The organism is Brevundimonas sp., assembly GCF_044336875.1.
Taxonomy (GTDB): domain Bacteria; phylum Pseudomonadota; class Alphaproteobacteria; order Caulobacterales; family Caulobacteraceae; genus Brevundimonas.
On record NZ_JBIIOP010000022.1, the window covers coordinates 1 to 25,672 of the forward strand.

Below are 25,672 nucleotides of genomic sequence, written 5' to 3' on the forward strand. Positions count from 1 at the left end.
GCACCTGATCCGCAAGCCGCGCGAATACGACGTCATCCTGACCGAGAACATGTTCGGCGACATCCTGTCGGACGAGATCTCGGTGCTGGGCGGCTCCATCGGCCTGCTGCCGTCGGCCTCGCTGGGCACGGAAGGGCCGGGCCTGTTCGAGCCGATCCACGGTTCGGCGCCGGACATCGCCGGGCAGGATCTGGCCAATCCTGTCGGCACCATCCTGTCGGCGGCCCTGCTGCTGCGTCACAGCCTGAAGCTGGAGGACGAGGCCGATTCGATCGAGGCCGCCGTCGCCGCCGTCCTGGCCGCCGGCGCCGTGACCGCCGACCTGGGCGGCGAACTGGGCACCCGCGCCGCGACCGAGGCCGTGATCGACGCCATTCGCGCCATCCACTGGGCGGCGGCCCATCGGGTGCAGATGCACTGGGCCTGACGCCCAGGCTCGCGACGCCTATTTACCCTGTTGAAAATCCTGTCGGAAACACCGGTTTCTGACGGGAAAAGAAAACGGTTAAGGCCTGCATGACGCAATGATCATGCGGGCCTTAACTTTTCTGTCGTGATAGTTGCAAGAAAGTTGCACCGTTTATGGTCAAGCCCCTTGCGCGGATCGTGATTGCGGTAAAACCTTCGCATCTGCGAGATTGCTAAGGGGGTTTTTGCTCATGTCGCGTGTCTGGAATCGACTTCCGGGAGCCGCCGCGCTCCTGTTACTGACCATCGGTCTCTTCTACGCGGGGGGCGCCTTCGCCCAGACGCCGGAGGCGGGGCCGGTCCTTCTGGCGCACCAGTCGGCGCTCGAGCTGGACGGCGCGGGCACGGCCTGGCTGGGCACTTCGACGGCCCTGGTCCTGCTGATGACCCTGCCGGGTCTGGCCCTGTTCTACGGCGGCATGGTGCGCCGTAAGAACGTCATCGCCACCATCACCCAGTCGGTCGGCGTCTTCGCCGTGGTCTCGCTGGTCTGGTTCATCGCCGGCTACAGCATCGCCTTCGGCGCCAATCCTGATGCGGGCCTGCAGCCCTACATCGGCAGCTTCGACATGCTGTTCCTGAACGGCGTGACCCTGGGCACGGCCAACAGCCTGCTGACCGGCATTCCGGAATATCTGTTCATCAGCTTCCAGATGACCTTCGCCATCATCACCCCGGCCCTCGTCACCGGCGCCTTCGCCGAGCGGATGAAATATTCGGGTCTGCTGCTGTTCACGGCCCTGTGGTCGCTGCTGGTCTATGCGCCCATCTGTCACTGGGTGTGGGGCGGCGGCTTCCTGGGTTCGGCCGGCGTGCTGGACTTCGCCGGCGGCGCGGTCGTTCACGTCAACTCGGGCGTGGCCGGTCTGGTCTGCGCCATCTTCCTGGGGCGTCGCAAGGGCTATGGCGCCGAACCGATCATCGCTCACAACCCCGTTCTGACCATGATCGGCGCCTCGCTGCTGCTGGTCGGCTGGATCGGCTTCAACGCCGGCTCGGCGGGGGCTGCGAACGAACTGATGGGCGTCGCCCTGCTGAACACCGTCCTGGCCGCCGCCGCTGCGGCTCTGACCTGGAAGGTGATCGAGTTCATCGAGAAGAAGAAGGTCTCGCTGATCGGCATGCTGTCGGGCGTCGTCGCCGGTCTGGTGGCCATCACCCCGGCCGCCGGCTTCGTCGATCCCAAGGGCGCGGTGATCATCGGCCTGATCGCCGGTCCGGTCTGCTACATCTCTTCGGTCTGGATCAAGAAGCTGCTGCGCTACGACGACTCCCTGGACGCCTTCGGCATCCACGGCGCCGGCGGTCTGATCGGCGCCCTGCTGACCGGCGTGTTCGCGACTACCGCGATCAACAGCCTGTCGGAAGGCGCCAACATCGGCGCCCAGGCCCTCGGCCTGGCCTGGACCATCGCCTACAGCGCGGTCGGCACCTTCATCATCCTCATCATCTGCAAGTTCACCACGGGCCTGCGCGTGAGCGAGGCGGAAGAAGCCGCCGGTCTGGACACCTCGCTGCACGGCGAGAGCCTGGACCACTGATGGGTGGGGCGCGGCCCGCCGGCCGCGCCCGCACTTCACGGCCCTAGGGCTGACTACTCTCTCGAATACAATATAAAACAAGGGGATACAGTATGAGCGTGAAAATGTTCGCCGCCGCCGCGGCCCTCACGATTGGAATGATTGCGTCTGCCGCACCGGCGCCTGCTTCGGCAGAAGAGCCTACATTCTCGGCTAACATTGGAGCCGTCAGCGATTACGTCTTCCGCGGCTTCAGCCAGACGAACGAAAATCCTGCGATTCAGGGCGGCGTGGATATGACCTATGGGTCCTTCTACGCGGGCGCGTGGGCGTCGAATGTCGATTTCGGCGATGACACGAACGCTGAAGTCGATGTCTACGGCGGCTATCGGACGGAAGCTGCTGGTTATGCTTTGGACTTCGGCGTGATCGGCTATCTCTATCCCGGCGAGCCTTCGGGTGCCGACTACAACTATGTGGAGTTCAAAGCTGCCGGATCCCGCGCGATCGGCCCCGCTACCGTCGGCGCCGCTGTCTATTATTCGCCGGACTTCTTCGGCGTCGACGAAAGCGCCACCTATGTCGAACTCAATGGCGCCTTTTCGCCGATTGAGAAGCTGACCGTCTCGGGGGCCGTGGGGCAACAATTTCTGGACGTTGGGGATGACTACGCCACTTGGAATATCGGCGCGACCTATGCCTTGGACGACACCATCGGCTTCGATGTTCGTTACCATGATACGGATGTCACGGGCGTCCCCGGTGCTTCCGACCGGGTAGTGGCGGGTCTGAAGTTCGCGTTCTGATCGGTCGACCTAAAATGGAAAGGCCCCGGAGATCGCTCTCCGGGGCCTTTTTCATTCAGCGGGCGTAACGGTCGTGGACCGGGTCGTAGCTGTCCCAGACCTTGCCGTCGGCCAGCGACCGCAGCAGCTTCAGATATTCTGCATGGGTCCAGGCGAGGGGGGTGGCCGAATCCGTGTTCTGGCCCAGGGCGTAGTCCTTGGCGGTCGGGTCGCCGACGCCGTCCCAGACCTGTTCGGCCAGCATCAGGCCGTCGTTGGCGAAACGCTCCATGCCGCGCACATAGGTCTGGCGGATGGCGGCGATGTCGGCGGCCGAGGGCGTGCCGTTTACGCTGGCGCGGGCCAGCTCGTAGTGACCGCGTTCGCCGGTGAAGAAGGGCCAGACCCGGCCGCGCTGACCGGGGCTCATTTCGCCGCCGACGCCGTAATTGGCGCCCGTACGCCAGTCCTCGCCATAGCCGTCGACGCCGTAGCGACGCCAGCCCGGCGTCTTGTCGCCCTCTGGGCCGAAGTCGTAGCGGACCCGGTACAGGTCCTCCAGGCCCTGGTCGTCATAGACGGGCAGGGTGGAGACGATGTGCGGATCGTCGGCCTTGCGCACGCCGTAGCGGACCAGTTCCAGGAAGCCGCCGTCGACGACCCGGTCTTCCTGCGGCGCGATCTGGCCGTTGGCTGCACCGATCGGGGCCTTGTCGTTCGGGTTCTCGTTCTGGGTGATGCGGATGTAGTAGCGGCCGTCGCCGAAGTCGCCGTTGGTGGTGAACATCCGGTCTTCGATCTTGGACGCATAGCTGTCGGCGGCGACCTGGTAGCGGGTCGCGCCCGCCGTATCGCCGGAGGCGCGGGCCATCTCGGCGGCGACGGTCAGGCCGGCGACCAGGGCGGCGGTGCTGGACGGCGAATAGCCCTGCTGCTCCTCCCAGCGTTCCTGCTGGGTGAAGGGCGGCTTGATCTCTGCGTCGTTCCACAGAAGGCCGATCTTGCCGCCGTCGACCAGGAAGTCGGCCGCCGGCTTCAGCATCGAACGATAGTGTTCGGTCATCTGGGCGTCGGATAGCCAGCCCATCTTCCACAGACGATAGCCCAGCATGATCGGCATGGCCGTCTGGTCCAGCTGGACCGCGACCCATTCCAGTTCGCCGTCGACGTGGGTCTTTTGCAGGAACCAGCCGCCGACGCCGGTATTGCCGGGCGTGTTCGGCCCGACCTGGACCTGGGGCAGATAGTTGAAGGCCGCCAGCGGCGTTTCCTTGTCGCCCAGGGCCGCCAGGGCCATGGCCACCTGATAGAAGTCGCGCGGCCAGACCGCCTTGTAGCCGGTCGAGGACTTGGAGGCGTCCACCGTGTCGCCCCAGGGGTTGGACAGGGAGGCGATCAGGGCGCCGGCGTGGGTGCGGTCTTCCTGCACCTTCAGCATCAGGGCCGAGGCATAGGCCAGTTTGCCGCCGTCGGTGGCCTGTTCGGCGATGCGCGGCAGTTCGCTCAGGGAGGCGACGTAGTCTTCCCAGCCCACGCGTTCGCCCTCGCCGTTGAAGCGGGCCAGGACCTCGTCCAGACCGGTCTGGAACGAGCCGTCGGCGGCGGCGCGGGCCTCGGCCTCGCTGTGGCCGAAGCCGATGACGAAGTCGCGCTGCAGGCTGTGGCCCGCGCGCAGGCGCGGCAGGGCGCCGGTCATCATGGTGTTGCCGGCCGTCTCGCCGGTCGAGGCGTAGGTCCAGTCCATCCGGCCGTTCTGCAGGTCGGTCAGGCCGTCCGACGCACCGACGAAGCCGACGCTGGCCTTGTCGAAGGCCTGGCTGGGCTTCAGCACCAGATGGGTGTCTCCTTCCCAGGCGTGGAAGCCGTCGCGCGCAGCCTGACCCAGGTCGTCGACGCCGGTGTTGGCGATGTGCGGCTCCAGCAGCAGATAGGGGGTCACGTCGCCCTTCAGGGCGGTGATGGCGACGCGCAGGACCAGGGCGTTGCGGTCCGGATCGCTGAAGATGGTCTTCACGATCTCGAAGCGACCGTTCTTGTCCTGGGTGGTGACGCGATAGGCGGGCGACAGGGGGCGGCCCTGGGCGTCGACGTGCAGATATTCGGTGCGGCTGTTGGTGTCGTCGCCCTCGACGACCAGACCGTCGTGGGTCACGCCGGCGAAGCGCAGCGACTTGATCTGGGCCTCGTGGATCAGGCCGTACATGGTCTCGGTCAGGACGCCGTCGGCGATCGAATACCAGACCTTGGACACGGCGCCGGTCGGGCCGCTGTCGCGATACTGGCCGTCGACATAGGCCTCATAGGATGCGCCGGCGCCGGTCTTGGCCGCGCTGGACCAGACAGGGGCGGCGCCCGGCGCGCCGGGGGCTATGCCCGACTGGGCCGAGGCGGCGGAGGCGAGGGCCAGGCCGGCGGCGCCGGCGAGGCAGAAGGTACGGAAGTGACGCATTGTGGTCCTCACGGGTTGCGCGTGGGGGCGGGGGAAAGAAGGAAGCTCAGGGGGACGTCCAGACGCTGGTTCCAGGACGCCTCGGTGTGCTGGGCGCCGGGGAAGACCAGGCTCTGGAAGTCGCCGGGGCCGTAGCCGCGACGGCGGAAGCTCTGGTCCACCTGGGTCTGGAAGGCGGCGTAGAACTGGTCCAGCGTCTCGTCGCCCCGGTCGAAATAGAAGCGATGGCTGCCTGGGGCGGGCAGGCCGCGCTCGATCACCCCGGTCCAGGCGGCGACCAGCCGTTCGCGCCAGGCGTCCAGTTCGGGGCCGTCCTGCAGGCCCACGACCTTCAGCGGCCAGTGGGTCGACAGACAGGCGGCGGCCGAGAAGACGTCGGGCCGTTTCATCGTCGCATACATCGAGATCAGCCCGCCCATGCTGGAGCCGGAGATCATCGTGTCCTCGCGCCCGGCAAGGGTGCGATAGGTGCGGTCGACGAAGGGTTTGATCTCTTCGGTCAGGCAGCGGACATAGCCGTCCGACAGGGGCGCGCCGCCATAGATGGCCTGGACGTCGGCGCGCATCTCCTCGGGCAGGGCGGCGATCAGGTCGCCGGGCACATATTCACGCAGACGCAGCGGGGTGTTCCAGACCCCGACCACGATCGGGGCGCGGACCTGACCATTGGCGATCAGCCGCGTCAGATGCTCGTCCACGCCCCATTCGCCGGAATAGGCGGTCGAGGCGTCGAACAGGTTCTGGCCGTCGTGCATGTAGAGGACCGGGTAACGGTCGTCCGAGGCGTCGTAGCCGGGCGGCAGCCAGATCGAGACCTTGCGCGGGGCGGCGTGGGACAGGGTCAGGTCGTCGTGGACGATCAGGCGGCCGCCCGCGATCTGGGCCTGGGCGGCGCCGGCGAAGGGCAGGGCGGCCATCAGGGTCAGAAGACCGCGGCGGTTCATGCCCGGTGCTCCTTGACCAGCAGGGCGCTGATCGCGGCCAGGACGAAGGAGACGCCGCCCAGGACCAGGGCCCAGATGGCCTGACCGTCGAACAGGGTCTTCAGGATCAGGCCCAGGACGGTGGCGGCCAGCAGCTGGGGCACCACGATGAAGATGTTGAAGACGCCCATATAGACGCCCATCTTCCGGTCCGGCACCGCCGCCGACAGGATGGCGTACGGCAGGGAGACGATCGAGGCCCAGGCGAAGCCGACGCCGATCATCGGGATCCACAGCAGGCCCGGCTCGCGGATGGCGAAGACGCCGATCAGGCCCGCCGCGCCGCACAGCAGCATCAGGGCGTGGGTCGCCTTGCGGCCGATCCGCCTGGCGATGACCGGCAGGGCGAAGGCCGCCAGGGCCGCGACGCCGTTATAGACCCCCATCAGCACCCCGACCCAGTCGGCGCCCTGGGCGTAGGCGGTCGAGGTGGGGTCGGTGGTGCCATAGTGGACGCTGGTCACGGCGGCGGTGGTGTAGATCCACATGGCGAACAGGGCGAACCAGCTGAAGAACTGGACGACCGCCAGACCGCGCATGGCCTCGGGCATACGGAAGATGTCGTTCAGGATTTCGGTCGCGGCGTTGGTGATCCGGCGGCGCTGCATCATGCCGACGGCGATCATCAAGAGGCCGAAACCGACCAGGAAGCCGCCGAGGATCAGCAGTTCCTTTTCCAGGTTCAGGACGGTGATCAGGCCGAGCGCCAACAGGCCCAGGACGCCGCAGACCAGCCCCGAACCCAGCCAGCCCTGCACCGACTTGGCGGGCGGTTCGGGCGTGTCGTCGTGGGCGATGCCGGTCTTCGCCTGCTCGAAGGCGGCGATCTGTTCGGGGCTGTATTCGCGGGTCGACAGCACGGTCCACAGGACGGCGGTGAACAGGCCGGCGGCGCCGACGTAGAAGGCGATCTTGACCGACAGGGGCACGACGCCCGCCTCGGCGGTCGAGACCACGCCGAAGACATTGGACAGCAGCCACGGCAGGGTCGAGGCGAAGACCGCTCCGGCGCCGATGAAGAAACTCTGCATCGCATAGCCGGCGGTGCGCTGCTCCTCCGGCAGATTGTCGCCGACGAAGGCGCGGAATGGCTCCATGGTGATGTTGATCGAGGCGTCCATGATCCACAGCATGGCTGCGGCGAACCACAGGCTGGGGCTGTTGGGCATGGCGATCAGGGCCAGGGTGGTCAGGATTGCTCCGACCAGGAAATAGGGGCGACGACGCCCGAACCGCGTCCAGGTGCGGTCGCTGAAATGGCCGATGATCGGCTGGACCAACAGGCCCGTCAGCGGCGCGGCGATCCACAGGATCGCCAGCGTATCGACCTCGGCGCCCAGGGTCTGGAAGATGCGGCTGGTGTTGGCGTTCTGCAGGCCGAAGCCGATCTGAATGCCGAAGAAGCCGACGCACATGTTCCAGATCGCCAGCGCCGAGAGGCGCGGGCGATGGGCGTGGATGGGTTCAGGCGTCGCGGTGCTCATCGACGCGCACGTCCGATGGGCACGAAGCGGATGGCCTGACCGCCGCCGGGGGCCAGGGCCAGGGTCAGGACGTCGGCCGAGGTCACGTTGCGCTGCTCGATGACGATGTCCTCGCGCCTGTCGGTGAAGTTGGCCTCGGGGCCGTCACGATAGATCTCGGCCCGGTAGCGGCGGCCGGCGTCGAGGAAGTCGAGGCGGGCGGTCAGGACGCGGGGGTTCTCGTCGGTCACGGCGCCCAGGGCCCAGACGTCCGAGTTGCGGTCCTTGCGGGCGGTGACGACATAGTCGCCCAGCTCGGCCGCCAGCACGCGGGTCTCGGCCCAGTCGCAGGGCACGTCCTTGATGAACTGGAACGGGCCGGGGTTGTTCTCGTAGTTGACCAGCAGGTCGGCCGCCATCTGGATCGGGCTGTAGATGACGACATAGAGGGCCAGTTGCTTGGCCCAGGTGGTCATCACGCCCTGCGGGCTGCGCGTCTCCATGCCGAAGATGCCGGGGGTATAGTCCATCGGCCCGGCCAGCAGGCGGGTGAAGACCAGGTTCGGCTCGTGCTCGGGCGGGTTCGACGGATTGCCCCAGGCGGAATATTCCATGCCCCTCTGGCCTTCGCGGCTGATCATGTTCGGATAGGTGCGGCGCAGGCCGGTGTCCTTGAACGGCTCGTGGGCGTTGACCGCCACCTTGTGACGGGCGCCGGTCTCGACGACCTTCAGATGGTGCTGGGCCATCGCCTGGCTCTCGTGCCAGGCCATGACCATCTGGCCGTCCGGCCCGGCGACGCGGGCGCCCTGGGCGTCGGCGACATAGCCGGTCTTGACCGAACGGACGCCCAGACGGCCGTACAGCTCCATCGCCGCTTCCAGCTGCTGCTCGTAGTGGAAGGCGTTGCCGCCGGTCTCGTGGTGGCCGATCAACTGCACGCCCTTCGACGCGGCATAGGTGGTCACGCGCTCAAGGTCGAAGTCGGGATAGGCCTCGGTGAAGCTGAAGTCCGCACCGTTGGCGAACCACTGGCCGTCCCAGCCCTTGTTCCAGCCCTCGACCAGGACGCCGCCGAAGCCGTGCTTGGCCGCGAAGTCGATGTGTTTGATCGTGTTCTCGGTGGTGGCGCCGTGCTTGGGACCGGAGTTCCAGCTCTTCAGCTCCAGGTGCATCTCCCACCAGACGCCGACGTATTTCATCGGCTTGAACCAGCTGACGTCGCCCAGCTTGTTGGGCTCGTTCAGGTTCAGGATCAGGCTGGACTCGATCAGGCCTGCGCCGTCGTCGGCGATCTGCAGGGTGCGCCACGGGGTGTTGAACGGGGCCTCGCGCACCACGGCGGCGTTGGTCAGGCCGGGCGTCAGCTGGGCGCGGAAGCGGGTCCCCTCCGAGCGGCGCAGGTTCATGCCGGCGTAGTCGACGCAGGCGGCCTCGTGGATCGAGACGTGCAGGCCGGACTGGCCCTTGATCGTCATCGGGGTCTGGGCGCTGCCGACTTCGTCGATGGCGGTGCGGCTGTAGAGATATTCCTCGCGGTTCCATTCCCAGGCCGGGCACCACAGGGCCTCGCCGTTTTCGGCCAGGTTGAACTCGGTGATCTCCGAGTTGAAGCGGACGGTGGTCAGGCCGGGCTGTTGCGGGAACTCGTAGCGGAAGCCCAGGCCGTCGTCATACAGGCGGAAGACCACGTCCACGCGGCGTTGCAGGCCGGCGGTCTCGGCATAGGTGACGCGCCATTCGTTGTAGTGGTTGCGAATGAAGCGGCGCTCGCCCCAGGGCTGCTCCCAGGTGTCGTCCACGGTCACGGGCTGACCGGCGGTGATGGTCAGGCCACGCTCGATGGCGGGGGCGTCGGTCAGCAGGAAGCCCAGCTTGGACGGGGCGACCACGAACCGGCCCTGACGCTTGACCGCATACATCGGACGGCCGTCGTTGTCGGTGAAGGCCTCGACCGTCAGGACGCCGCCGGGCGATGAGGCGCGGGCATGGGCGGGCGTGGTCTGGGCGCGGGCGCCGGTCGCGCCGAAGGCCAGAAGGGACACGCCGCCGAGGGCGAGGAAGGATCTGCGCTGCATCATGGGAACTCCGTTACGCCGCCTCTTGCCAACCGCTACGAACGGTGGCTGAAATGTTTGCAGAAAAATTTGCAGCAATCACAGGCTGCCGCCAGGAACCGCGACCTTGAGCCGCAAGACCACCCGACTTGAAGACATCGCGCGCCTGGCCGGCGTGTCCATCGCCACGGCCTCGCGCGCCCTGAACGACAGTCCCGCCGTCAACGACCGGACCAAACAGCTGATCTGGAAGCTGGCCAAGGAGCACGACTATCCGTTCCGCCGCTACATGCCCGCCGGTCCGATCGGGGCGCAGGGCACCATCGCCCTGGTGACGCCGCGACCGCAGGGGCGGGAAGGGCGGATTTCCGACCCCTTCTTCCTGGAGCTTCTGGCCGGGGTGGGCGAGGCGGCGCGCGAGCGCGACTGCGACCTGCTGATGAGCCATATCTCGCCGGCTACCTATGACGAGCTGGCGGCGGCGATGAACACCAGCCGCGCGGACGGGGTGATCTTCCTGGGCCAGTCCAGCCTGCACAACGCCTTCAACCGGCTGGCGGCCGGGGATCATCGCTTCGTGGTCTGGGGCGCCGACCTGCCCGAGCAGGACTACTGCTCCATCGGCTCCGACAACTTCTCCGGCGGCCGCCGGGCCACGTCGCATCTGGCGCGGCTGGGGCGCAAACGCATCGTCTTCCTGGGCGACCTGGATCCGCTTGAAGCCCTGCAGCGCCACCGGGGCTATCTTGAGGCGCTCGAGGCGGCGGGCATCGCCGTGGATACGGACCTGATCGTGCCCGCTCATTTCGAGGTCGAGTCGGCCGAGGCCTCGGTCGACGCCCTGGTGCGCCGGGGGATCGAATTCGACGGGGTGGTCGCGGCCTCCGACCAGATCGCCCTGGGCGCCGTGCGCGCCCTGCAGCACGCGGGGCTGACCGTGCCCGGCGACGTCTCGGTCATCGGTTTCGACAACGTCCCGTTCAGCCGCTATGCGCGCCCGGCCCTGAGCACCATCGCCCAGGACACGGTGAAGGCCGGACGGCTGATGGTGTCCAAATTGCTCGACCACGGGGGCGCGACCGCCGGTCGGTCGGAGCGTGTGCCCACCGATCTGATCGTGCGCGAGACCTGTGGCGGCTGAGACCGTCATGCCAGGCTGAAGACCAGGGCGGCGAGCGGGGGCAGGGCGGCGCCGTTCGCCTCGGTCCAGTTGATCGCCTCGATGCGCGTCGCGCCGGCGGGCGGGGTCCAGTCGACCGTGTCGTGACCCAGGTTGAAGACGCACAGCAGGCGCTCGTTCGACCCGCCGCGCTCGTGCCGTTCGAACACCAGCAGGCCCGGCGTCTCGACCAGATCCATGCCGCCGTAACGCAGGGCCGGATGCTGATGGCGCAGGCGGATCAGGCGGCGGGCGACCTGCAGGGTCGAGGCCGGATCGGCCTCCTGCGCATCGACCGCCAGCGGCAGGTGACGGGCGTCGACCGGCAGCCAGGGTTCGACGGTCGAGAAGCCGGCGTTGGCCTGCTTTGAATGCCAGGGCATGGGGGTGCGGGCGCCGTCGCGGCCCAGGGTCTCGGGCCAGTTGGCGATGGCCTCGGGATCGACCAGACGCTCGAACGGCACCTCGGCCTGGGGCAGGCCCAGTTCCTCGCCCTGATAGACGAAGACATTGCCGCGCAGGCTGACCAGCAGCAGCAGGGCCATTTCGGCGAAGGCCTTGCGGTCGCGGCCTTCGGCCCAGCGCGACACGGCGCGCGGCGCGTCATGGTTGGAGAAGGTCCAGGACGGCCAGCCCTCGCCCTGCTGATCCGGCCACATGGTTTCGCCCTGGGCGACCAGTTCGCCCTTAAGCGCGTCGGCGTAGAGGTAGAGGAAGCCGTAGGCCGAGTGCAGCCGGTCGTCGCCGGCGGTGTATTCCTTCATCTCGCGGTCGGCATGGTCGCCGCCGACCTCGGCCACCGTGAACCGGCCGTCGTAGCTGTCGGTCAGGGCGCGAATCCGGTTCAGGAAGCCCAGCGTCTCGGGCTGGCTCTGATTGTGGATCTTGTCCTGGAAGTCGAAGGGCCGGGTCTTCTTGCGGTCGTCGGTGAAGGGCGGATTGTCCGTCAGCCTGGTGTCGTGGATCGAGAAGTTGATGGCGTCCAGACGGAAGCCGTCCACGCCCCGGTCCAGCCAGAATTTCGCCGCCGCGACCAGGGCGTCCTGCACCGCCGGATTGCGCACGTTCAGTTGGGGCTGCGAGGCCAGGAAATTGTGCATGTAATACTGGCGACGACGCGCGTCCCAGGTCCAGGCCGGGCCGCCGAACACCGACTGCCAGTTCGATGGCGGCGAGCCGTCCGGCTTGGCGTCGGCCCAGACGTACCAGTCGGCGTGGGTGCCCGACTTCGAGGCGCGGCTGTCGACGAACCAGGGGTGTTCGTCCGAGGTGTGGGAGAAGACCTGGTCGATGACGACCTTCAGGCCCAACTCATGCGCGCGGTCGACCAGGGCGTCGAAATCGGCCAGGGTTCCGAATATCGGATCGACGTCGCAATAGTCGGAGACGTCGTAGCCGAAGTCCTTCATCGGCGACTTGAAGAAGGGCGACAGCCAGATGCCGTCCACGCCCAGGGAGGCCACGTGGTCGAGGTGGTCGGTGATGCCCTTCAGGTCGCCGACGCCGTCGTCGTTCGCGTCGGCGAAGCTGCGCGGATAGACCTGATACAGGACCGCGCCGCGCCACCAGTCGGGGTGGGCGGTCGCCGCTTCGGCCCCCGTCTGAGGAGCTGCTGAGAGGTCGGGTTTGTGGGCGTTCACTGGGCGGCGCTCTTGCAGATCAGATAGTCGAGAGGAGGGACGCGGACGGCGTAACTGGCCGGGGCGGAGGCCTCGGCCTCACAGTCGCCGTGCACAGCCTGCCACCGCAGGGAGGCGGCTTCCACCTCGACCTGGGCCGAGACTTCGGCGGTCGAGGTGTTGAACAGGACCAGGGTCTCGCCGCCGGTCTCGTCGAGGTGGGAGACGGCGAACAGCCCCGGCTTCTCGCCCGAGGCGCGGGCCACCTGGCGGCCGTGACGCAGGGCCGGTTCGGCGGCGCGGATGCGGGCCATCTCGGCGATGGCCCGATAGAGCGGGGCCTCGGTCGAATAGGCGGGCTGGCGGCCGCCGATGGGCATGTCGGCGGCATAGACGGCGGTCTGGCTGGGCCACATGTCCTGACGCGAGTTGCCGTAGCCGCCGGCGCCGGCGAAGCCCTGTTCGTCGCCATAGTAGAGGGTAGGCACGCCGCGGCTGAACATCATCAGGGCGTGGGCCAGGCGCACGCGGGCCAGGATCTCGGCGTCGTCGGCCTGGGGGTTGGCCTGTTTCACGAAGAAGCCCACGCGGCCCATGTCGTGATTGCCCAGGAAGGTCGGCAGGATGGCGGCCGTCTCGGCGCCCCGGGCGTAGATCGTGTCGGCGTCGAACAGCTTGGTCAGGGCGTCGGTCCCGACCTTGCCCGAGGCGACGTCGGTGGCCTGTTTCTGGAACGGAAAGTCCAGCACGGCGGGATACCGGTCGACCTTGGTGAAGCGGGCCGTCACCGCCGGGTCGGGATCATAGACCTCGCCGAAGATATGGAAGTTCGGGATGCCGTTGGCGCGGGCGCGCTCCAGCATGGCGGGGATGAAGGCCTGCCAGAAGACCGGGCTGACGTGGCGGGCGGTGTCGATGCGGTAGCCGTCGATGCCGTATTTCTCGATCCAGCCGCCGAAGATGTCGATCATGCCCTGGATCACGACCGGATCCTCGGTGAACAGGTCGTCCAGACCGGCGAAGTCGCCGTCGAAGGCGCTCTCGCCCGCGAAACTGCTCTCGCCCCGGTTATGATAATGGATCGGGTCGTTCAGCCAGGCGGGAACCTTGGCGTTCTCCTCGCCGGCCGGGACATAGGGGGAATAGGCGTAGTCGGGCCGGGTCAGGCGCGAGAAGTCGCGGCCGTCGAAACCCTCGTTGATCGCCGCTCCGTCCACGCCGCCCCGTCGGGTGTAGGGGTAGTCGGCGCGGCTGCGGTATTCGCACGGACGATCCGGGCATTCGCGATACTTGATCACGTCGGCCGTGTGGTTGGCGACGATGTCCAGATAGACCTTCATGCCGCGCGCATGGGCGGCCTCGACCAGCGACCGCATCGCCGCCTCGTCGCCGAAATGGGGATCGACCGCCGTGAAGTCGGTGATCCAGTAGCCGTGGTGGGCCGCGCCGGTATAGCTGCCGTGCGATTGCACCGGCTTGTTCTTGAAGATGGGCGCCAGCCAGACGGCCGTGGCGCCCAGGCCCTGGATATAGTCCAGCCGCTGCTCGACCCCGGCCAGGTCGCCGCCGTGATAGAAGTCGGTGTCGGACGTGTCGAAACCGCTGGTCAGCCGCTCGGGCGCGTAGCCGCCGTGGTCGTTGGTTTCATCGCCGTTGGCGAACCGGTCGGGCAGCAGGAAATAGATCACCTCGTCCTGCGGCGGACGCTGGCGCAGGGCCTCCAGAGCCGTGGACGACTGGGCCAAGACGGGCAGGGGCGAGGTCGAGACCAGCAGGGCCGCCGCCGCCGTCAGGGCGCGCGCCGAGGTCTTCCACTGTCGAGTGTTGGCCATTTCGCTGTCCTCCCGCCCAGAAAGTGCAAAGCCTTCCAGATCGATTTGCAAGATTTTGCAGTCCTGCCCGTCGCTGTCAACGCGGATAAGAATGCTGCATTGCAACAAGCAGCAGGCGTAAACCTTGCTCAAAGCCTGACTGTGTGGGGTGTTCTTGGGCGTTGAAAAGCAGCGGTAACCCGGCTCCAACATTAACAGCTTGCAAGAATGTCGAAGATTTGCATATTTTTGCGACGGCTCCGGTCGCGACGTTCAGAATCGCGACCAGCCCTCAGGGAGGATGATCATGATTCAACGTCTCAATCGGCGTGCGCGCCTGCTGTCCGGTGTCGCCTTCGGGGCCGCCGCCCTGCTGGCCGTCGGCAACGCCCACGCCCAAACCGTCACAAACACCCCGACCGACGATCAGGCGGACGAGGTCGGCGAAATCGTCGTCACCGGCATCCGCCGCTCGATCGAGGCATCGATCTCGGCCAAGGCCAACAACACCTCGATCGTCGAGGTCATCTCGGCCGAGGACATCGGCAAGCTGCCGGACGTCTCCATCGCCGAATCCCTGGCCCGCCTGCCGGGCGTGACCTCGCAGCGCCTCGACGGCCGCAGCCAGGCCATCTCGATCCGCGGCCTGGGCCCCGACTTCACCACCGCCCTGCTGAACGGTCGCGAACTGGTCACGACCGGCGACAACCGCGGCGTCGAGTTCGACCAGTTCCCGTCGGAACTGCTGGGCGGCGTGACCGTCTACAAGACGCCGGATGCGGCCCTGGTCGGCCAGGGCCTGGCCGGCACAGTCGACCTGCGCACCATCCGTCCGCTGGCCTATGGCCGTCAGGCCATGGCGGTGAACTATCGCCACGAGTGGAACGACATCGGCGCCCTGAACTCGGGCACGACCGACAACGGCGACCGCTACACCATCTCCTATATCGACCAGTTCATGGACGGCACGCTCGGCGTGGCCCTGGGCTATGCCCACATGAGCTCGCCGTATCAGTCCGAGCGGTTCAACAGCTGGGGCTATCCGACCTATACCGACGGCAATCTGCTGACCGGCGGCGTCAAGCCCTACGTCATGTCTTCGGAACTGGAGCGTGACGGCTATATGGGCGTGCTGGAATGGCGCCCGAACGACCGTATTCACTCGACGATCGACGCCTTCTATTCCGAGTTCAAGAACACCCAGGTCCTGCGCGGCATCGAGTTTCCGCTGGCCTGGGGCGGCCTGGCCGAAAGCCCGGGCCGTAGCGACACGGTCCTGGGCGGTTGCCAGATCACCAACGACGTCCCCACGCCGGACGTCTGCCGTCCGGCCCCGTCGCTGCGTCCCGGCTACACCGTCGAGGACGGCATGATCGTCGCCGGCACCTGGGACAACATCAAGGGCGTGGTCCGCAACGATCTGAACAAGCGCGACAGCAACATCACGGCCCTGGGCTGGAACACCGAGTTCGTCGCCAACGACGACTGGACCCTGGGCCTGGACCTCAACTATTCCAAGGTCGAGCGCAGCGACGTCATCCTGGAAACCAACGCCGGCACCGGCCGCAACATCAACGGCGCCCTGGACAGCCTGGGTTTCGTCCTGACCGATGACGGCGTGACCCAGTTCACCAGCCAGCTGAACTACGCCGACCCGACCCTGATCCGCATCACCTCGGCCCAGGGCTGGGGTTCGGACGTCATTCCGGGCGGTCAGGTCGGCTATATGAACACCCCGTCCATCGAGGACGAGATCAAGGCCGTGCGCCTGACCGCCAACCGTCAGCTGCACCAGAGCCCGTTCAAGTCGATCGACTTCGGCTTCAACTATTCGGAACGGTCCAAGAGCTTCGTCAACGACCAGTATTACATCGGCGTCCCCGGCGGCGGCGACCTGACGGTGCCGTCGGAATACCTGCTGGACCCGACTGACCTGGGCTATCTCGGCATCTCGCAGGTGCTGAGCTACGACGCCCTGGGCCTGGTCAACAGCGGCCTGCTGGACCTGGTGCGCAACCCGAACGCCGACGTCGCCGCCGGCAACTGGGAAGTGACCGAAAAGGTCTCGACCGCCTATATCCGCGCCAATATCGACCACAACCTGTTCGGCCTGCCGCTGACCGGCAACGTCGGCATGCAGTTCGTCTATACGGATCAGCAGGGCCAGGGCTTCGAGGCGCAACAGCTGAGCGCCGGCGTCGCCGCCGTCACCGAGGTCACGGGCGGCGCGGAATATCTGGAAATCCTGCCCAGCTCGAACTTCATCCTGGAAGTCGGCGACGACATGTTCGCCCGCTTCGCCGTGGCCCGCACCCTGGCCCGTCCGCGGATGGACGACATGCGCGCCTCGCGGAACTTCTCGTTCAACGCGGGCAACAACAACGAGAACGCCACGCCCGAGCAGAATTCACCGTGGAGCGGCGGCGGCGGCAACCCCGCCCTGAAGCCCTTCATCGCCAATGTGGTCGATGTCTCGTTCGAGAAGTATTTCGCCAACCGCAAGGGCTATGTCTCGCTGGCGGCCTTCTACAAGGATCTGGAGAGCTACGTTTACACCCGTAACGTGCTGTTCGACTTCACCGGCTATCCGACCGGCGGCGTCCCGCCCGTGATCAACCAGGGCGTCCTGACCACGCCCGAGAACGGCAACGGCGGCTGGATCAAGGGTCTGGAATTCTCGGTCTCGGCGCCGTTCGACATCTTCCATCCCGTGCTGGAAGGCTTCGGCGGCATGTTCAGCGCCTCGCAGACGGACAGCGAGGTCCAGCCGGATCCGCTGAACCCGCCGACCACCATGCCGGGCCTGTCGGAAACCGTCCTGAACGGCACTTTGTATTATGAGCGTTACGGCTTCCAGTCGCGCGTCTCGGCCCGCTATCGCTCGGACTATCTGGGCGAGGTCGCCGGCTTCGGCAACGGCCGCACCCTGCGTTCGGTCGCGGCGGAGACCGTCGTCGACGCCCAGATCGGCTACGAGTTCCAGTCGGGTCCGCTGGAGGGTCTGTCGATCCTGGCCCAGGTCAACAACCTGACCGACGAGCCGTTCAAGACCTTCGAGAACGGCGATGAGCGCCGCACCATCGATTATCAGAGCTACGGCCGGACCTTCGCGGTGGGCATGAACTACCGCTTCTGATTTCTCCCCTGAGCAAACTGGGCCGCTTCCGGAAACGGAGCGGCCCTTTCTTTTTCCAGGAAGGGGCGGTCGCGCCAAGTTTGGTTACAGGAACGGCTTTTCCGCTGGACGGATCGGCCGCTATGACCGAACCAAGGCGACCAGAACCGCGCGGCAAAGCGCGGCCGATTTGTTTTTGATCCTGAGAGGGGGATTAGATGTCCGCACCAGAGGCCGCGAAACGCCAGGGCACAGCCTTGGCCTTCGGCTATATCACCACCCTGTTCTTCGCCTGGGGTTTCGCCACTTCGCTGATCGATCCGTTGATCGCGGCGGTGAAGCGGGTGTTCGATCTGAATAACGCCGAAGCCTTCCTGACCACCTTCGCCTGGTTCATCGCCTATGGGCTGATGTCGCTGCCGGCGGCGGCGGTGCTGGGCAAGCTGGGCTACAGCCGATCGATCATCGGCGCCCTGATCGTCATGGTCGCGGGCTGTCTGATCGTGCCGGCCGCCACGGCCGCCGACTGGTATCCGGGCGTGCTGATCGCCCTGTTCGTCATCGCCTCGGGCGTGACCCTGCTGCAGGTCGCCGCCAATCCGCTGGTGGCCGAGCTGGGCAGTCCCAAGGGTGCGTCCAGCCGTCTGAACCTGTCCCAGGCCTTCAACTCGCTGGGCACGACGGTCGGTCCGTATCTGGGCTCGCACGTTCTGCTGACGGGCGGCGTCTTCGCCGCCGGCGCCGTAGTCACGGCCGCGACCCGGACCCAGTCGCTGCGCAGCATCGACCTGGCCTTCCTGGGCATGGGCGCCTTCTTCGCCGTGGTCGCCTTCTTCATCTTCACCGCGCGCAAGAAGATCAACGCTGCTGCTCCGGCCACGACCGAGGCCGTTTCGCCGCTGAAGGCCCTGACCTCGCCCTGGGCCGTCTTCGGGGCTCTGGCCATCTTCCTTTATGTCGGGTCGGAAGTGTCGATCGGCGGCATGCTGACCAACTTCCTGGAGAGCCCGGAGGTCCTGAACGCCCCCATCGAGACCGCCGGCAAGATGGTCGCCTTCTACTGGGGCGGGGCCATGGTCGGTCGTTTCATCGGTTCATTGGTCCTGACCAAGGTTCGTCCCGGCATTGTTCTGGCGGTCTGCACGGTCGCCGCAGGGATCCTGTGCTTCGTGGTCAGCCAGGTCGGTGGTCCGACGGCGGCCTATGCGGCCCTGTCGATCGGTCTGTTCAACTCGATCATGTTCCCGACCATCTTCACCCTGACGCTGGAACGGTCGACGGCGCCGACCTCGGCGACCTCGGGCCTGCTGGTGTTCGGCATCATCGGCGGCGCCCTGCTGCCGCAGATCGCGGCCCATATCGCCGACGCCGCCGGCGCCCTGCAACCGGCCTTCTTCGTGCCGATGCTGGGCTATGTCGGCTTGACCGTCTTCGCCATCGCCTGTGTGCGGACCAAGGCCAAGACCGAGGTCTCGGGATCGGCTTCGCCACACTGAGGTCAGTCTTCGGGCAAGACAAAGGGCGCGGAGAGCGATCTCCGCGCCCTTATCAATTCCGGGGGCGTGTCAGCCGTCGATCAACGCCTGAAGGATCGGCGCCAGGCGATCGCGCATCCGCTCGCATTCGGCGGGTTCGATGTTGAATGTGCCGCCGCCCAGTTCGCGGCTGACCGACATGCCCATGATGAAGCCAGCCAGCAGCCGCGCGCGCACGGTGGCGTCCGGCCCGGCCAGCCAATCTTCCAAAGGGGCGAAGAAGCGGGCGGTGCAGGTGGTCTGGACCATTTCCGAGGCCTTGGCCGAACCGACCGAGCGCAGCATGATCGACATGCCCTTCAGCTTCTCGGCCTTCTTGGGTTCGAACACGATCTCGTGCGCCACGCGCCGGCCGAAGTCGGCCTTGTCCCCTGACATCAGGCTGCTGCCGTCGCCGCAACTGTCCAGGGCCGCGAGGAACAGATCGTCCTTGGAGCCGAAATAGCGGCTGATCAGGGCCGCATCGACCCCGACGTCCCGGGCGATGTCGCGCATGCCCACATCGTCATAGCTCTCGGCCGCGAAACGTTCGCGCGCAGCATCGAGGATGGCCGTGCGCGTCGCTGCGGCGTTCCTCGGACGTGGGCCGGGACATAACAAGGGGATGACACTCCACAGGTGAATAACCGTAGATCACATATGGCTTTGTCAACGCGTGTTGACAAGCGTCACGATGCCCAGCATTAAGTCACCACGCGTTGACAAGGCCGACTCCCCATCGGCCTATGTCCGCTCGACTGGGATTTTACCTCCGACAGGGAGATTGCGCAGATGCGCGGGCTGAAGATTGCGGCCGTGTCCGTCATGGTGACGGGTGCGCTATATGGTTGTTCCCCCAAGGCTGAAGGACAGGCGCAAGGCGCGCCTCCCGTGACAGTGGCCACGCCGCTGCAGCAGAAGGTGGTGGACTGGGACGAATTCACGGGCCGCTTCGAAGCGGTCGAGAGCGTCGAGGTGCGGGCTCGGGTCGGCGGCTATATTCAGGCCGTCCACTTCACCGACGGTCAGATGGTTCAGCGCGGACAGCTGCTGTTCACCCTGGACCCGCGTCCGGCCCAGGCGGCTCTGGCCCAGGCCCAGGCCCAGGTGGCGCAGATGACGTCGCAACTGGGTCTTGCCCGCGCCAACCTGGCGCGCAGCGAGGCGTTGCTGGCGTCTCAGGCCGTGTCCAAGGCGGAGTATGACTCCAACAAGGCCGCCGTCGACGCGGCCGTGGCCAATCTGGCCGCCGCCAACTCCGCCGTCCGTACGGCTCAACTGAACCTGGAATACACCCGCGTCACGGCGCCGACCTCGGGCCGCGTGTCCGACCGTCGCGTCGATCCGGGCAATGTCGTCGCCGGCGGTTCCTCGGCGGGCGACGTTCTGACCACCATCATCTCGGGCGGTCCGATCCACTTCGTCTTCGACGGTTCGGAAGCGGTCCTGCTGAAGTATCTGCGTGACGGCGGCGCCAACAACGGCGCTCCGGTCCGGATCCGCCTGCAGGACGAGAGCGGCTACACCCGCACCGGCCGCCTCGACTTCTCGGACAATGCGCTGGACACCGCCTCCGGCGTCATCCGTATGCGCGCCATCGTGCCGAACAGCGACGGCTTCCTGCGTCCGGGCCTGTTCGGTCGCGCCCAGGTCGCCGGCGCCGGTTCTTATGACGCCCTGCTGGTCCCGGATTCCGCCATCGGCACCGATCAGGCGCGCCGTGTCGTCTCGGTCGTCGCCGCCGACGGCTCCGTCACCACCAAGGCCGTGCAACTGGGCCCGATCGTCCAGGGTCTGCGCGTGATCAAGTCGGGCATCGCCCCGACCGATCGCGTCATCATCGCCGGCCTGCAACGCGCCGCCCAGCCGGGCGCCAAGGTCACCGCCCAGAACGGCCGTATCACGCCCGTCGCCGAAACGGCTTCGGACGCACCGGTCACCCAGGCGGCCCCGGCCTCGAGCGCCTCGTTCGCCAACAGCCTTTCCACCGGCGACTAAGCCATGAACATCTCCCGCTTCTTCATCGACCGGCCGATCTTCGCGGCCGTGATCGCTGTGGTGATCTCCATCATCGGCATCGCCGCCTATCCGCTGCTGCCCCTGTCGCAGTATCCGGAGATCGCGCCGCCGACGATCACCATCAACGCCACCTATCCCGGCGCCTCGGCCGAGACCCTGGCCGAGACCGTCGCCGCCCCCATCGAGCAGGAGGTGAACGGCGTCGAGGGCATGCTGTACCTCACCTCCTCGTCCACCTCGGACGGGGCGGTGGCGATCACCGTGACCTTCCAGCCGGGCACCGACCTCGATTCCGCGCAGGTCCTGGTCCAGAACCGGGTCGCCCTGGCGGAGCCTCGTCTTCCGGACGCGGTTCGTCAGACCGGCATCATCGTCAACAAGGCCGAAAGCGGCTTCCTGATGATCCTGGGGCTGACGTCGCCCAGCGGAGCGCTGGATAACGACTATGTCGGCAACTACGCCAACTCGACGCTGCGGGACCGTCTGCTGCGCCTCGAAGGCGTCGGCGCGGTCCAGATCTTCGGCGGCGGCAACTATTCGATGCGGATCTGGATCGACCCGGCCAAGGCGGCCGAGCGCGGTCTGACCGGTCCGGATATCGTCGCCGCGCTTCAGGCCCAGAACGTCCAGGCGGCCGCAGGCTCCATCGGCCAGCCGCCGTTCGCGACCAACGCCGCGGCCTTCCAACTGCCGATCCAGGTCCAGGGTCGTCTGACCGATCCCGACCAGTTCTCGAACGTCGTCCTCAAGACGGACGACAGCGGACGCATCACCTATCTGCGCGACGTGGCGCGGATCGAGCTGGGCGCCCAGGATTACGGCATCCGCGGCTTCTTCGACGGCCAGCGCGGCGTCGGCATGGCCATCGTGCAGCAGCCCGGGGCCAACGCCCTCGGCACCGCTGACCGTGTCCTGGCCGAAGTCGAGGCCATGAAGGCCGACCTGCCCGCCGGCATGGCGATCTCCGTGCCCTACAACCCGACAGAATTCGTCGCCGCATCGGTGGAGTCGGTTCAGCACACCCTGGTCGAGGCCGTCTTCCTGGTCGTGATCGTGATCATGGTCTTCCTGCAGACCTGGCGCGCTGCGATCATCCCGATCGTGGCCATCCCGGTCGCCCTGGTCGGCACCTTCGCCGTGCAGCTGGCCCTGGGCTATTCGATCAACTCCCTGTCCCTGTTCGCCCTGGTCCTCGCGGTCGGCATCGTCGTCGATGACGCCATCGTCGTGGTCGAGAACGTGGAACGGGCCATCAGCGAGGGCCTGACGCCGAAGGAGGCCGCCTATCGATCGATGCAGGAAGTCTCCGGCGCCCTGATCGCCATCGGCCTGGTGCTGATCTCTGTGTTCGTGCCGACCATGTTCGTGCCGGGCATTCCGGGCATCTTCTATCGCCAGTTCGCCGTCGTCATCGCCTCGGCCTCGGTGATCTCCCTGTTCGTGTCCCTGACGCTGTCGCCGGCCATGGCCGCCCTGCTGCTGAAGCCGCACAAGAAGGACCACGAGAACGTCCGCAAGCCGGGCGTGCTGGGATCGGTCGCCTATTACGGCGGCTGGGCCGGTCGCAAGTTCAACGAGGGCTTCGACTGGCTGTCGGACCGCTACGGTCGCCTGACGGCGCGTCTGGTGCGGACGGTCGGCCTAGTGCTGATCATCTACGCCGGTCTGCTGGGCCTGACCGCCTGGCGCCTGGTCGATACGCCCTCGGGCTTCATTCCCGAGCAGGATCAGGGCTTCCTGATCGGCGTCATCCAGCTGCCCGCCGGCGCCTCGCTGGACCGCACCGAAGCGGTCATGCAACGCGCTCGCGAGATCATGCAGAAGACGGACGGCGTCAACGGCACCGTGGCCTTCGCGGGCCTCGACGGCGCCAGCTTCTCGTTCGGCTCCAACGCCGCCACCATCTTCGTTCGCCTGAATCCCTTCGAGGAGCGGACCAAGGAGGAGGCTGCGACGGCCCTGGCCGGGGCCATCACCCAGGCCACGGGTTCGATCGAGGACGCGCAGATCTTCGTCATCGCCCCGCCGGCGGTTCAGGGTCTGGGCAACGGCAACGGCTTCAAGATGATGATCCAGGACACCTCGGGCGCCGGCTACCGCGCGCTGGAGGGAGCGACCTTCGCCATGATGGGCGCGGCCGCACAGTCGCCGGATCAGGTCAGCCAGGTCTTCTCGACCTACAACACCGGCTCGCCGCGTGTGTCGGCCGACGTCGATCGTGACAAGGCGCTGATGATGGGGGTCCAGCCCAGCGACGTGTTCAACACGCTGGGGGTCTATCTGGGTTCGTCCTACGTCAACGACTTCAACATGCTGGGCCGCACCTACCGGGTGACGGCGCAGGCGGAGCCGCAGTATCGGGACGACATCGCCGACATCGCCAACCTGAAGACCCGCTCGACCAGCGGAGCCATGGTTCCGATCGGCTCGGTGGCGAACCTGGTCAATGACTCGGGGCCGTCGCGGATCGTCCGCTACAACCTGTTCCCGGCCGCCGAACTTCAGGGCAACCCCGCCATGGGCGTGTCCTCGGGCCAGGCGCTGCAGGTGATGGAGCAGATGGCGACCAGCACCCTGCCGCAAGGCTTCTCGTACGAGTGGACCGAGCTGGCCTACCAGCAGAAGGCGGCCGGTTCGGGCGCGACCATGATCTTCCTGATGGCCGTGGTCTTCGTCTTCCTGGTGCTGGCGGCCCAGTATGAAGCCTTCACGCTTCCGCTGGCGGTCATCCTGATCGTTCCGATGTGTCTGCTCGCAGCCATCATCGGGGTGAACATCCGGGGCCTGGACAACAACATCCTGGTCCAGATCGGCCTGGTCGTTCTGATCGCGCTGGCGGCCAAGAACGCCATCCTGATCGTCGAGTTCGCCAAACAGGCGGAAGAGGAGGAGGGCATGAACCGCTTCGACGCGGCCGTGCACGCCGCCCGCAGCCGTCTGCGCCCGATCCTGATGACCTCCTTCGCCTTCATCCTCGGCGTCGTGCCGCTGATGCTGGCGACCGGACCTGGCGCGGAAATGCGCCAGTCGCTGGGCACGGCCGTCTTCTCCGGGATGCTGGGGGTGACCTTCTTCGGTCTGATCTTCACGCCGGTCTTCTACGTCGTGACGCGCTGGCTGTCGTCGAAGCTGCCCCAGTCGCCGAAGAAGGAGCGCGAACTGCCGACCACCTACGGCATGCCGCCTCATGACAGCATCGTCGACAACGATGCGCCTGCGCCGGCGACCGGCCGGATTGGGGACCACTGATGACCCGCAACACGACCCTGTCCTTCCTGACCGCCGCGGCTGCGAGCGCCCTGCTCGCCGCCTGTGCGGTCGGGCCCCGGGCGCCCTCGGCCGACCTGCCTGCGGCGGGTGCGGGCGCCTTCATCGGCTCCACCTCGTCCACCGTCTCGACCGCCGAGGCGAGGGACGACTGGTGGCGGCTGTACAACGATCCGACTCTGGACGGCCTGATCCAGCAGGCGTTCGCCCAGAACAACGAACTGGAGGCCGCCTTCGCCAATCTTCGCGCCGTCCAGGCGTCGCTGTCGGAGGCCCGCGTGGGCCGTTTCCCGACCACGACGACCAGCGCCCAGGCCCAACGCAGCCGCGCCTCTGCGGCCACGGTTCAGGGGTTGCCGGCCGGCGAGAAGGCGCCCGAGATCGACACCTATGACGTCGGTCTCCAGGCCTCCTACGAGGTCGATCTGTTCGGCCGCGTCGAATCGACCATCCGCGCCGCCCGCGCTGACGCCCGCGCCGCGCAAGCGGCCCTGGCGACAGTCCAGGTGACGGTGGCCGCCGAGACGACCCGGGCCTATGCCGACACCTGCTCGGCCAACGCCCAGATTGCGGTGGCGGAGCGGACGCTGGACCTGCAGCGCAACACCTCCAACCTGACCCAGACCCTGCTCGACAACGGCGCGGGGACCGGGCTGGACGTGGCCAGCGCCCGCGCGGCCCTGGCGCAGACGGCGGCGACCCTGCCGACCCTGCGTGCGGCCCGCAACGAGGCCCTGTTCCGCCTGGCGACCCTGACCGGGGTGACCCCGGCCGAGGCCAGCCAGGCCGCCGCCGCCTGTGTCCGTCCGCCGCAACTGAGCCAGCCGATCCCGGTGGGCGACGGCGCGGCCCTGCTGGCGCGTCGTCCCGACGTGCGCGAGGCCGAGGCCAATCTGGCCGCCGCCGCCGCGCGCGTGAACGTGGCCACCGCCAACCTCTTCCCGCAGATCAGCCTGGGGGGCTCGATCGGCTCCACCGCGCTGGAATCGGGCGAACTGGGCGATGATCAGAACTTCCGCTTCAGCTTCGGTCCGCTGATCAGCTGGTCGTTCCCGAACGTCTTCGCCGCGCGCGCCCAGATCAAGGCCGCCGGCGCCCGTTCGGATGCGGCGCTGGCCACCTTCGATCAGACGGTGCTGACCGCCCTGCAGGAGACGGAAACGGCCCTGTCCAACTACGCCAACGAACTGGACCGCCGTGCCGCCCTGACCGAGGCGCGCGACCAGGCGGCCCGCGCCGCCGGCCTGTCGCGTCAGCGTTTCAACGCCGGCGCCGACAGCTTCCTGCTGGTTCTGGACGCTGAACGGACCCAGGCCTCGGCCGACGCGGCCCTGGCCCAGTCGGACGCTTTGGTGACCACCTATCAGGTCGCCCTGTTCCGCGCCCTGGCCGGCGGCTGGCAGCAAGCCGAGAACTGAACCCGTCGAGGCCGGCGTCCTCCTT

16 protein-coding genes are annotated in these 25,672 nt (G+C 67.1%); 9 read left to right on the top strand and 7 right to left on the bottom strand.

Annotation, left to right across the window (positions count from 1 at the left end; translation table 11 throughout):
• The 3 genes from ACIQ1T_RS16995 to ACIQ1T_RS17005 all read left to right on the top strand — a co-directional run.
• The coding region (locus ACIQ1T_RS16995) for an isocitrate/isopropylmalate family dehydrogenase (RefSeq protein ID WP_395945742.1) at positions 1–427 on the top strand (427 nt) is incomplete at its 5' end.
• Between the two features lie 232 nt (positions 428–659).
• On the top strand, positions 660–2,009 hold the full coding sequence (locus ACIQ1T_RS17000; protein ID WP_395945743.1) for an ammonium transporter: 1,350 nt from the start codon (positions 660–662) through the stop codon (positions 2,007–2,009).
• 92 nt (positions 2,010–2,101) lie between these two features.
• Positions 2,102–2,794 carry a TorF family putative porin gene (locus tag ACIQ1T_RS17005; protein ID WP_395945744.1) on the top strand — a complete coding sequence of 231 codons (693 nt, stop codon included), beginning with the start codon at positions 2,102–2,104 and terminating at the stop codon, positions 2,792–2,794.
• A gap of 55 nt (positions 2,795–2,849) precedes the next feature.
• Here ACIQ1T_RS17005 and ACIQ1T_RS17010 read toward each other — a convergent pair whose 3' ends face one another.
• The 4 genes from ACIQ1T_RS17010 to ACIQ1T_RS17025 are packed head-to-tail and all read right to left on the bottom strand — an operon-like array spanning position 2,850 to position 9,749.
• Positions 2,850–5,222, bottom strand: coding sequence for a glucan 1,4-alpha-glucosidase (locus ACIQ1T_RS17010; RefSeq protein WP_395945745.1), 2,373 nt, complete (start codon positions 5,220–5,222; stop codon positions 2,850–2,852).
• Between the two features lie 8 nt (positions 5,223–5,230).
• Positions 5,231–6,166: an alpha/beta hydrolase gene (locus tag ACIQ1T_RS17015; protein WP_395945746.1), complete on the bottom strand. Its 936-nt coding sequence runs from the start codon at positions 6,164–6,166 to the stop codon at positions 5,231–5,233.
• Complete coding sequence (locus ACIQ1T_RS17020; protein ID WP_395945747.1) at positions 6,163–7,689, bottom strand: MFS transporter; 1,527 nt, start codon at positions 7,687–7,689, stop codon at positions 6,163–6,165. The genes ACIQ1T_RS17015 and ACIQ1T_RS17020 overlap by 4 nt, the downstream gene beginning before the upstream one ends.
• Positions 7,686–9,749 (bottom strand): glycoside hydrolase family 97 protein, encoded by a 2,064-nt coding sequence (locus ACIQ1T_RS17025; RefSeq protein WP_395945748.1) that lies wholly within the window; start codon positions 9,747–9,749, stop codon positions 7,686–7,688. Before ACIQ1T_RS17025 ends, ACIQ1T_RS17020 begins: the two co-directional genes overlap by 4 nt.
• 64 nt (positions 9,750–9,813) lie before the next feature.
• Between ACIQ1T_RS17025 and ACIQ1T_RS17030 the strand changes: the two genes are divergently transcribed.
• Positions 9,814–10,866, top strand: a complete 1,053-nt coding sequence (locus ACIQ1T_RS17030) for a LacI family DNA-binding transcriptional regulator (protein WP_395945782.1) — start codon at positions 9,814–9,816, stop codon at positions 10,864–10,866.
• A gap of 5 nt (positions 10,867–10,871) precedes the next feature.
• Here the strand turns inward: ACIQ1T_RS17030 and ACIQ1T_RS17035 are convergent, their stop codons facing one another.
• Both ACIQ1T_RS17035 and ACIQ1T_RS17040 read right to left on the bottom strand, forming a co-directional pair.
• A complete protein-coding gene (locus tag ACIQ1T_RS17035; protein WP_395945783.1) occupies positions 10,872–12,434 on the bottom strand; it encodes an alpha-amylase family glycosyl hydrolase in 1,563 nt (520 codons plus the stop codon).
• A gap of 86 nt (positions 12,435–12,520) precedes the next feature.
• Positions 12,521–14,335 carry an alpha-amylase family glycosyl hydrolase gene (locus ACIQ1T_RS17040; protein ID WP_395945749.1) on the bottom strand — a complete coding sequence of 605 codons (1,815 nt, stop codon included), beginning with the start codon at positions 14,333–14,335 and terminating at the stop codon, positions 12,521–12,523.
• A 286-nt stretch (positions 14,336–14,621) separates the two neighbouring features.
• On the opposite strand from ACIQ1T_RS17040, the gene ACIQ1T_RS17045 reads away from it, so the two are divergent.
• Together ACIQ1T_RS17045 and ACIQ1T_RS17050 are read left to right on the top strand one after the other, a co-directional pair.
• Complete coding sequence (locus tag ACIQ1T_RS17045; RefSeq protein ID WP_395945750.1) at positions 14,622–17,450, top strand: TonB-dependent receptor; 2,829 nt, start codon at positions 14,622–14,624, stop codon at positions 17,448–17,450.
• Positions 17,451–17,647: 197 nt separating this feature from the next.
• The gene (locus tag ACIQ1T_RS17050) at positions 17,648–18,925 is read left to right on the top strand and encodes a sugar MFS transporter (protein ID WP_395945751.1); all 1,278 of its coding nucleotides are present in this window, start codon (positions 17,648–17,650) and stop codon (positions 18,923–18,925) included.
• A gap of 69 nt (positions 18,926–18,994) precedes the next feature.
• Here ACIQ1T_RS17050 and ACIQ1T_RS17055 read toward each other — a convergent pair whose 3' ends face one another.
• A complete protein-coding gene (locus ACIQ1T_RS17055) occupies positions 18,995–19,564 on the bottom strand; it encodes a TetR family transcriptional regulator (protein WP_395945752.1) in 570 nt (189 codons plus the stop codon).
• 270 nt (positions 19,565–19,834) lie between these two features.
• Here ACIQ1T_RS17055 and ACIQ1T_RS17060 point away from each other — a divergent pair, with 270 nt between their 5' ends.
• The 3 genes from ACIQ1T_RS17060 to ACIQ1T_RS17070 are packed head-to-tail and all read left to right on the top strand — an operon-like array spanning position 19,835 to position 25,647.
• Positions 19,835–20,941 (top strand): efflux RND transporter periplasmic adaptor subunit, encoded by a 1,107-nt coding sequence (locus tag ACIQ1T_RS17060; RefSeq protein ID WP_395945753.1) that lies wholly within the window; start codon positions 19,835–19,837, stop codon positions 20,939–20,941.
• 3 nt (positions 20,942–20,944) lie between these two features.
• Positions 20,945–24,211, top strand: coding sequence for an efflux RND transporter permease subunit (locus ACIQ1T_RS17065; protein ID WP_395945754.1), 3,267 nt, complete (start codon positions 20,945–20,947; stop codon positions 24,209–24,211).
• Positions 24,211–25,647 (top strand): efflux transporter outer membrane subunit, encoded by a 1,437-nt coding sequence (locus ACIQ1T_RS17070; protein ID WP_395945755.1) that lies wholly within the window; start codon positions 24,211–24,213, stop codon positions 25,645–25,647. Before ACIQ1T_RS17065 ends, ACIQ1T_RS17070 begins: the two co-directional genes overlap by 1 nt.
• Positions 25,648–25,672 lie beyond the last annotated feature (25 nt).

Excerpts from the sequence above, each read along its gene's own strand:
- ACIQ1T_RS17000 (WP_395945743.1), top strand. The coding sequence starts at position 660 with ATGTCGCGTGTCTGGAATCGACTTCCGGGAGCCGCCGCGCTCCTGTTA.
- ACIQ1T_RS17005 (WP_395945744.1), top strand. The coding sequence starts at position 2,102 with ATGAGCGTGAAAATGTTCGCCGCCGCCGCGGCCCTCACGATTGGAATG.
- ACIQ1T_RS17010 (WP_395945745.1), bottom strand. The coding sequence starts at position 5,222 with ATGCGTCACTTCCGTACCTTCTGCCTCGCCGGCGCCGCCGGCCTGGCC.
- ACIQ1T_RS17015 (WP_395945746.1), bottom strand. The coding sequence starts at position 6,166 with ATGAACCGCCGCGGTCTTCTGACCCTGATGGCCGCCCTGCCCTTCGCC.
- ACIQ1T_RS17020 (WP_395945747.1), bottom strand. The coding sequence starts at position 7,689 with ATGAGCACCGCGACGCCTGAACCCATCCACGCCCATCGCCCGCGCCTC.
- ACIQ1T_RS17025 (WP_395945748.1), bottom strand. The coding sequence starts at position 9,749 with ATGATGCAGCGCAGATCCTTCCTCGCCCTCGGCGGCGTGTCCCTTCTG.
- ACIQ1T_RS17040 (WP_395945749.1), bottom strand. The coding sequence starts at position 14,335 with ATGGCCAACACTCGACAGTGGAAGACCTCGGCGCGCGCCCTGACGGCG.
- ACIQ1T_RS17045 (WP_395945750.1), top strand. The coding sequence starts at position 14,622 with ATGATTCAACGTCTCAATCGGCGTGCGCGCCTGCTGTCCGGTGTCGCC.
- ACIQ1T_RS17050 (WP_395945751.1), top strand. The coding sequence starts at position 17,648 with ATGTCCGCACCAGAGGCCGCGAAACGCCAGGGCACAGCCTTGGCCTTC.
- ACIQ1T_RS17065 (WP_395945754.1), top strand. The coding sequence starts at position 20,945 with ATGAACATCTCCCGCTTCTTCATCGACCGGCCGATCTTCGCGGCCGTG.
- ACIQ1T_RS17070 (WP_395945755.1), top strand. The coding sequence starts at position 24,211 with ATGACCCGCAACACGACCCTGTCCTTCCTGACCGCCGCGGCTGCGAGC.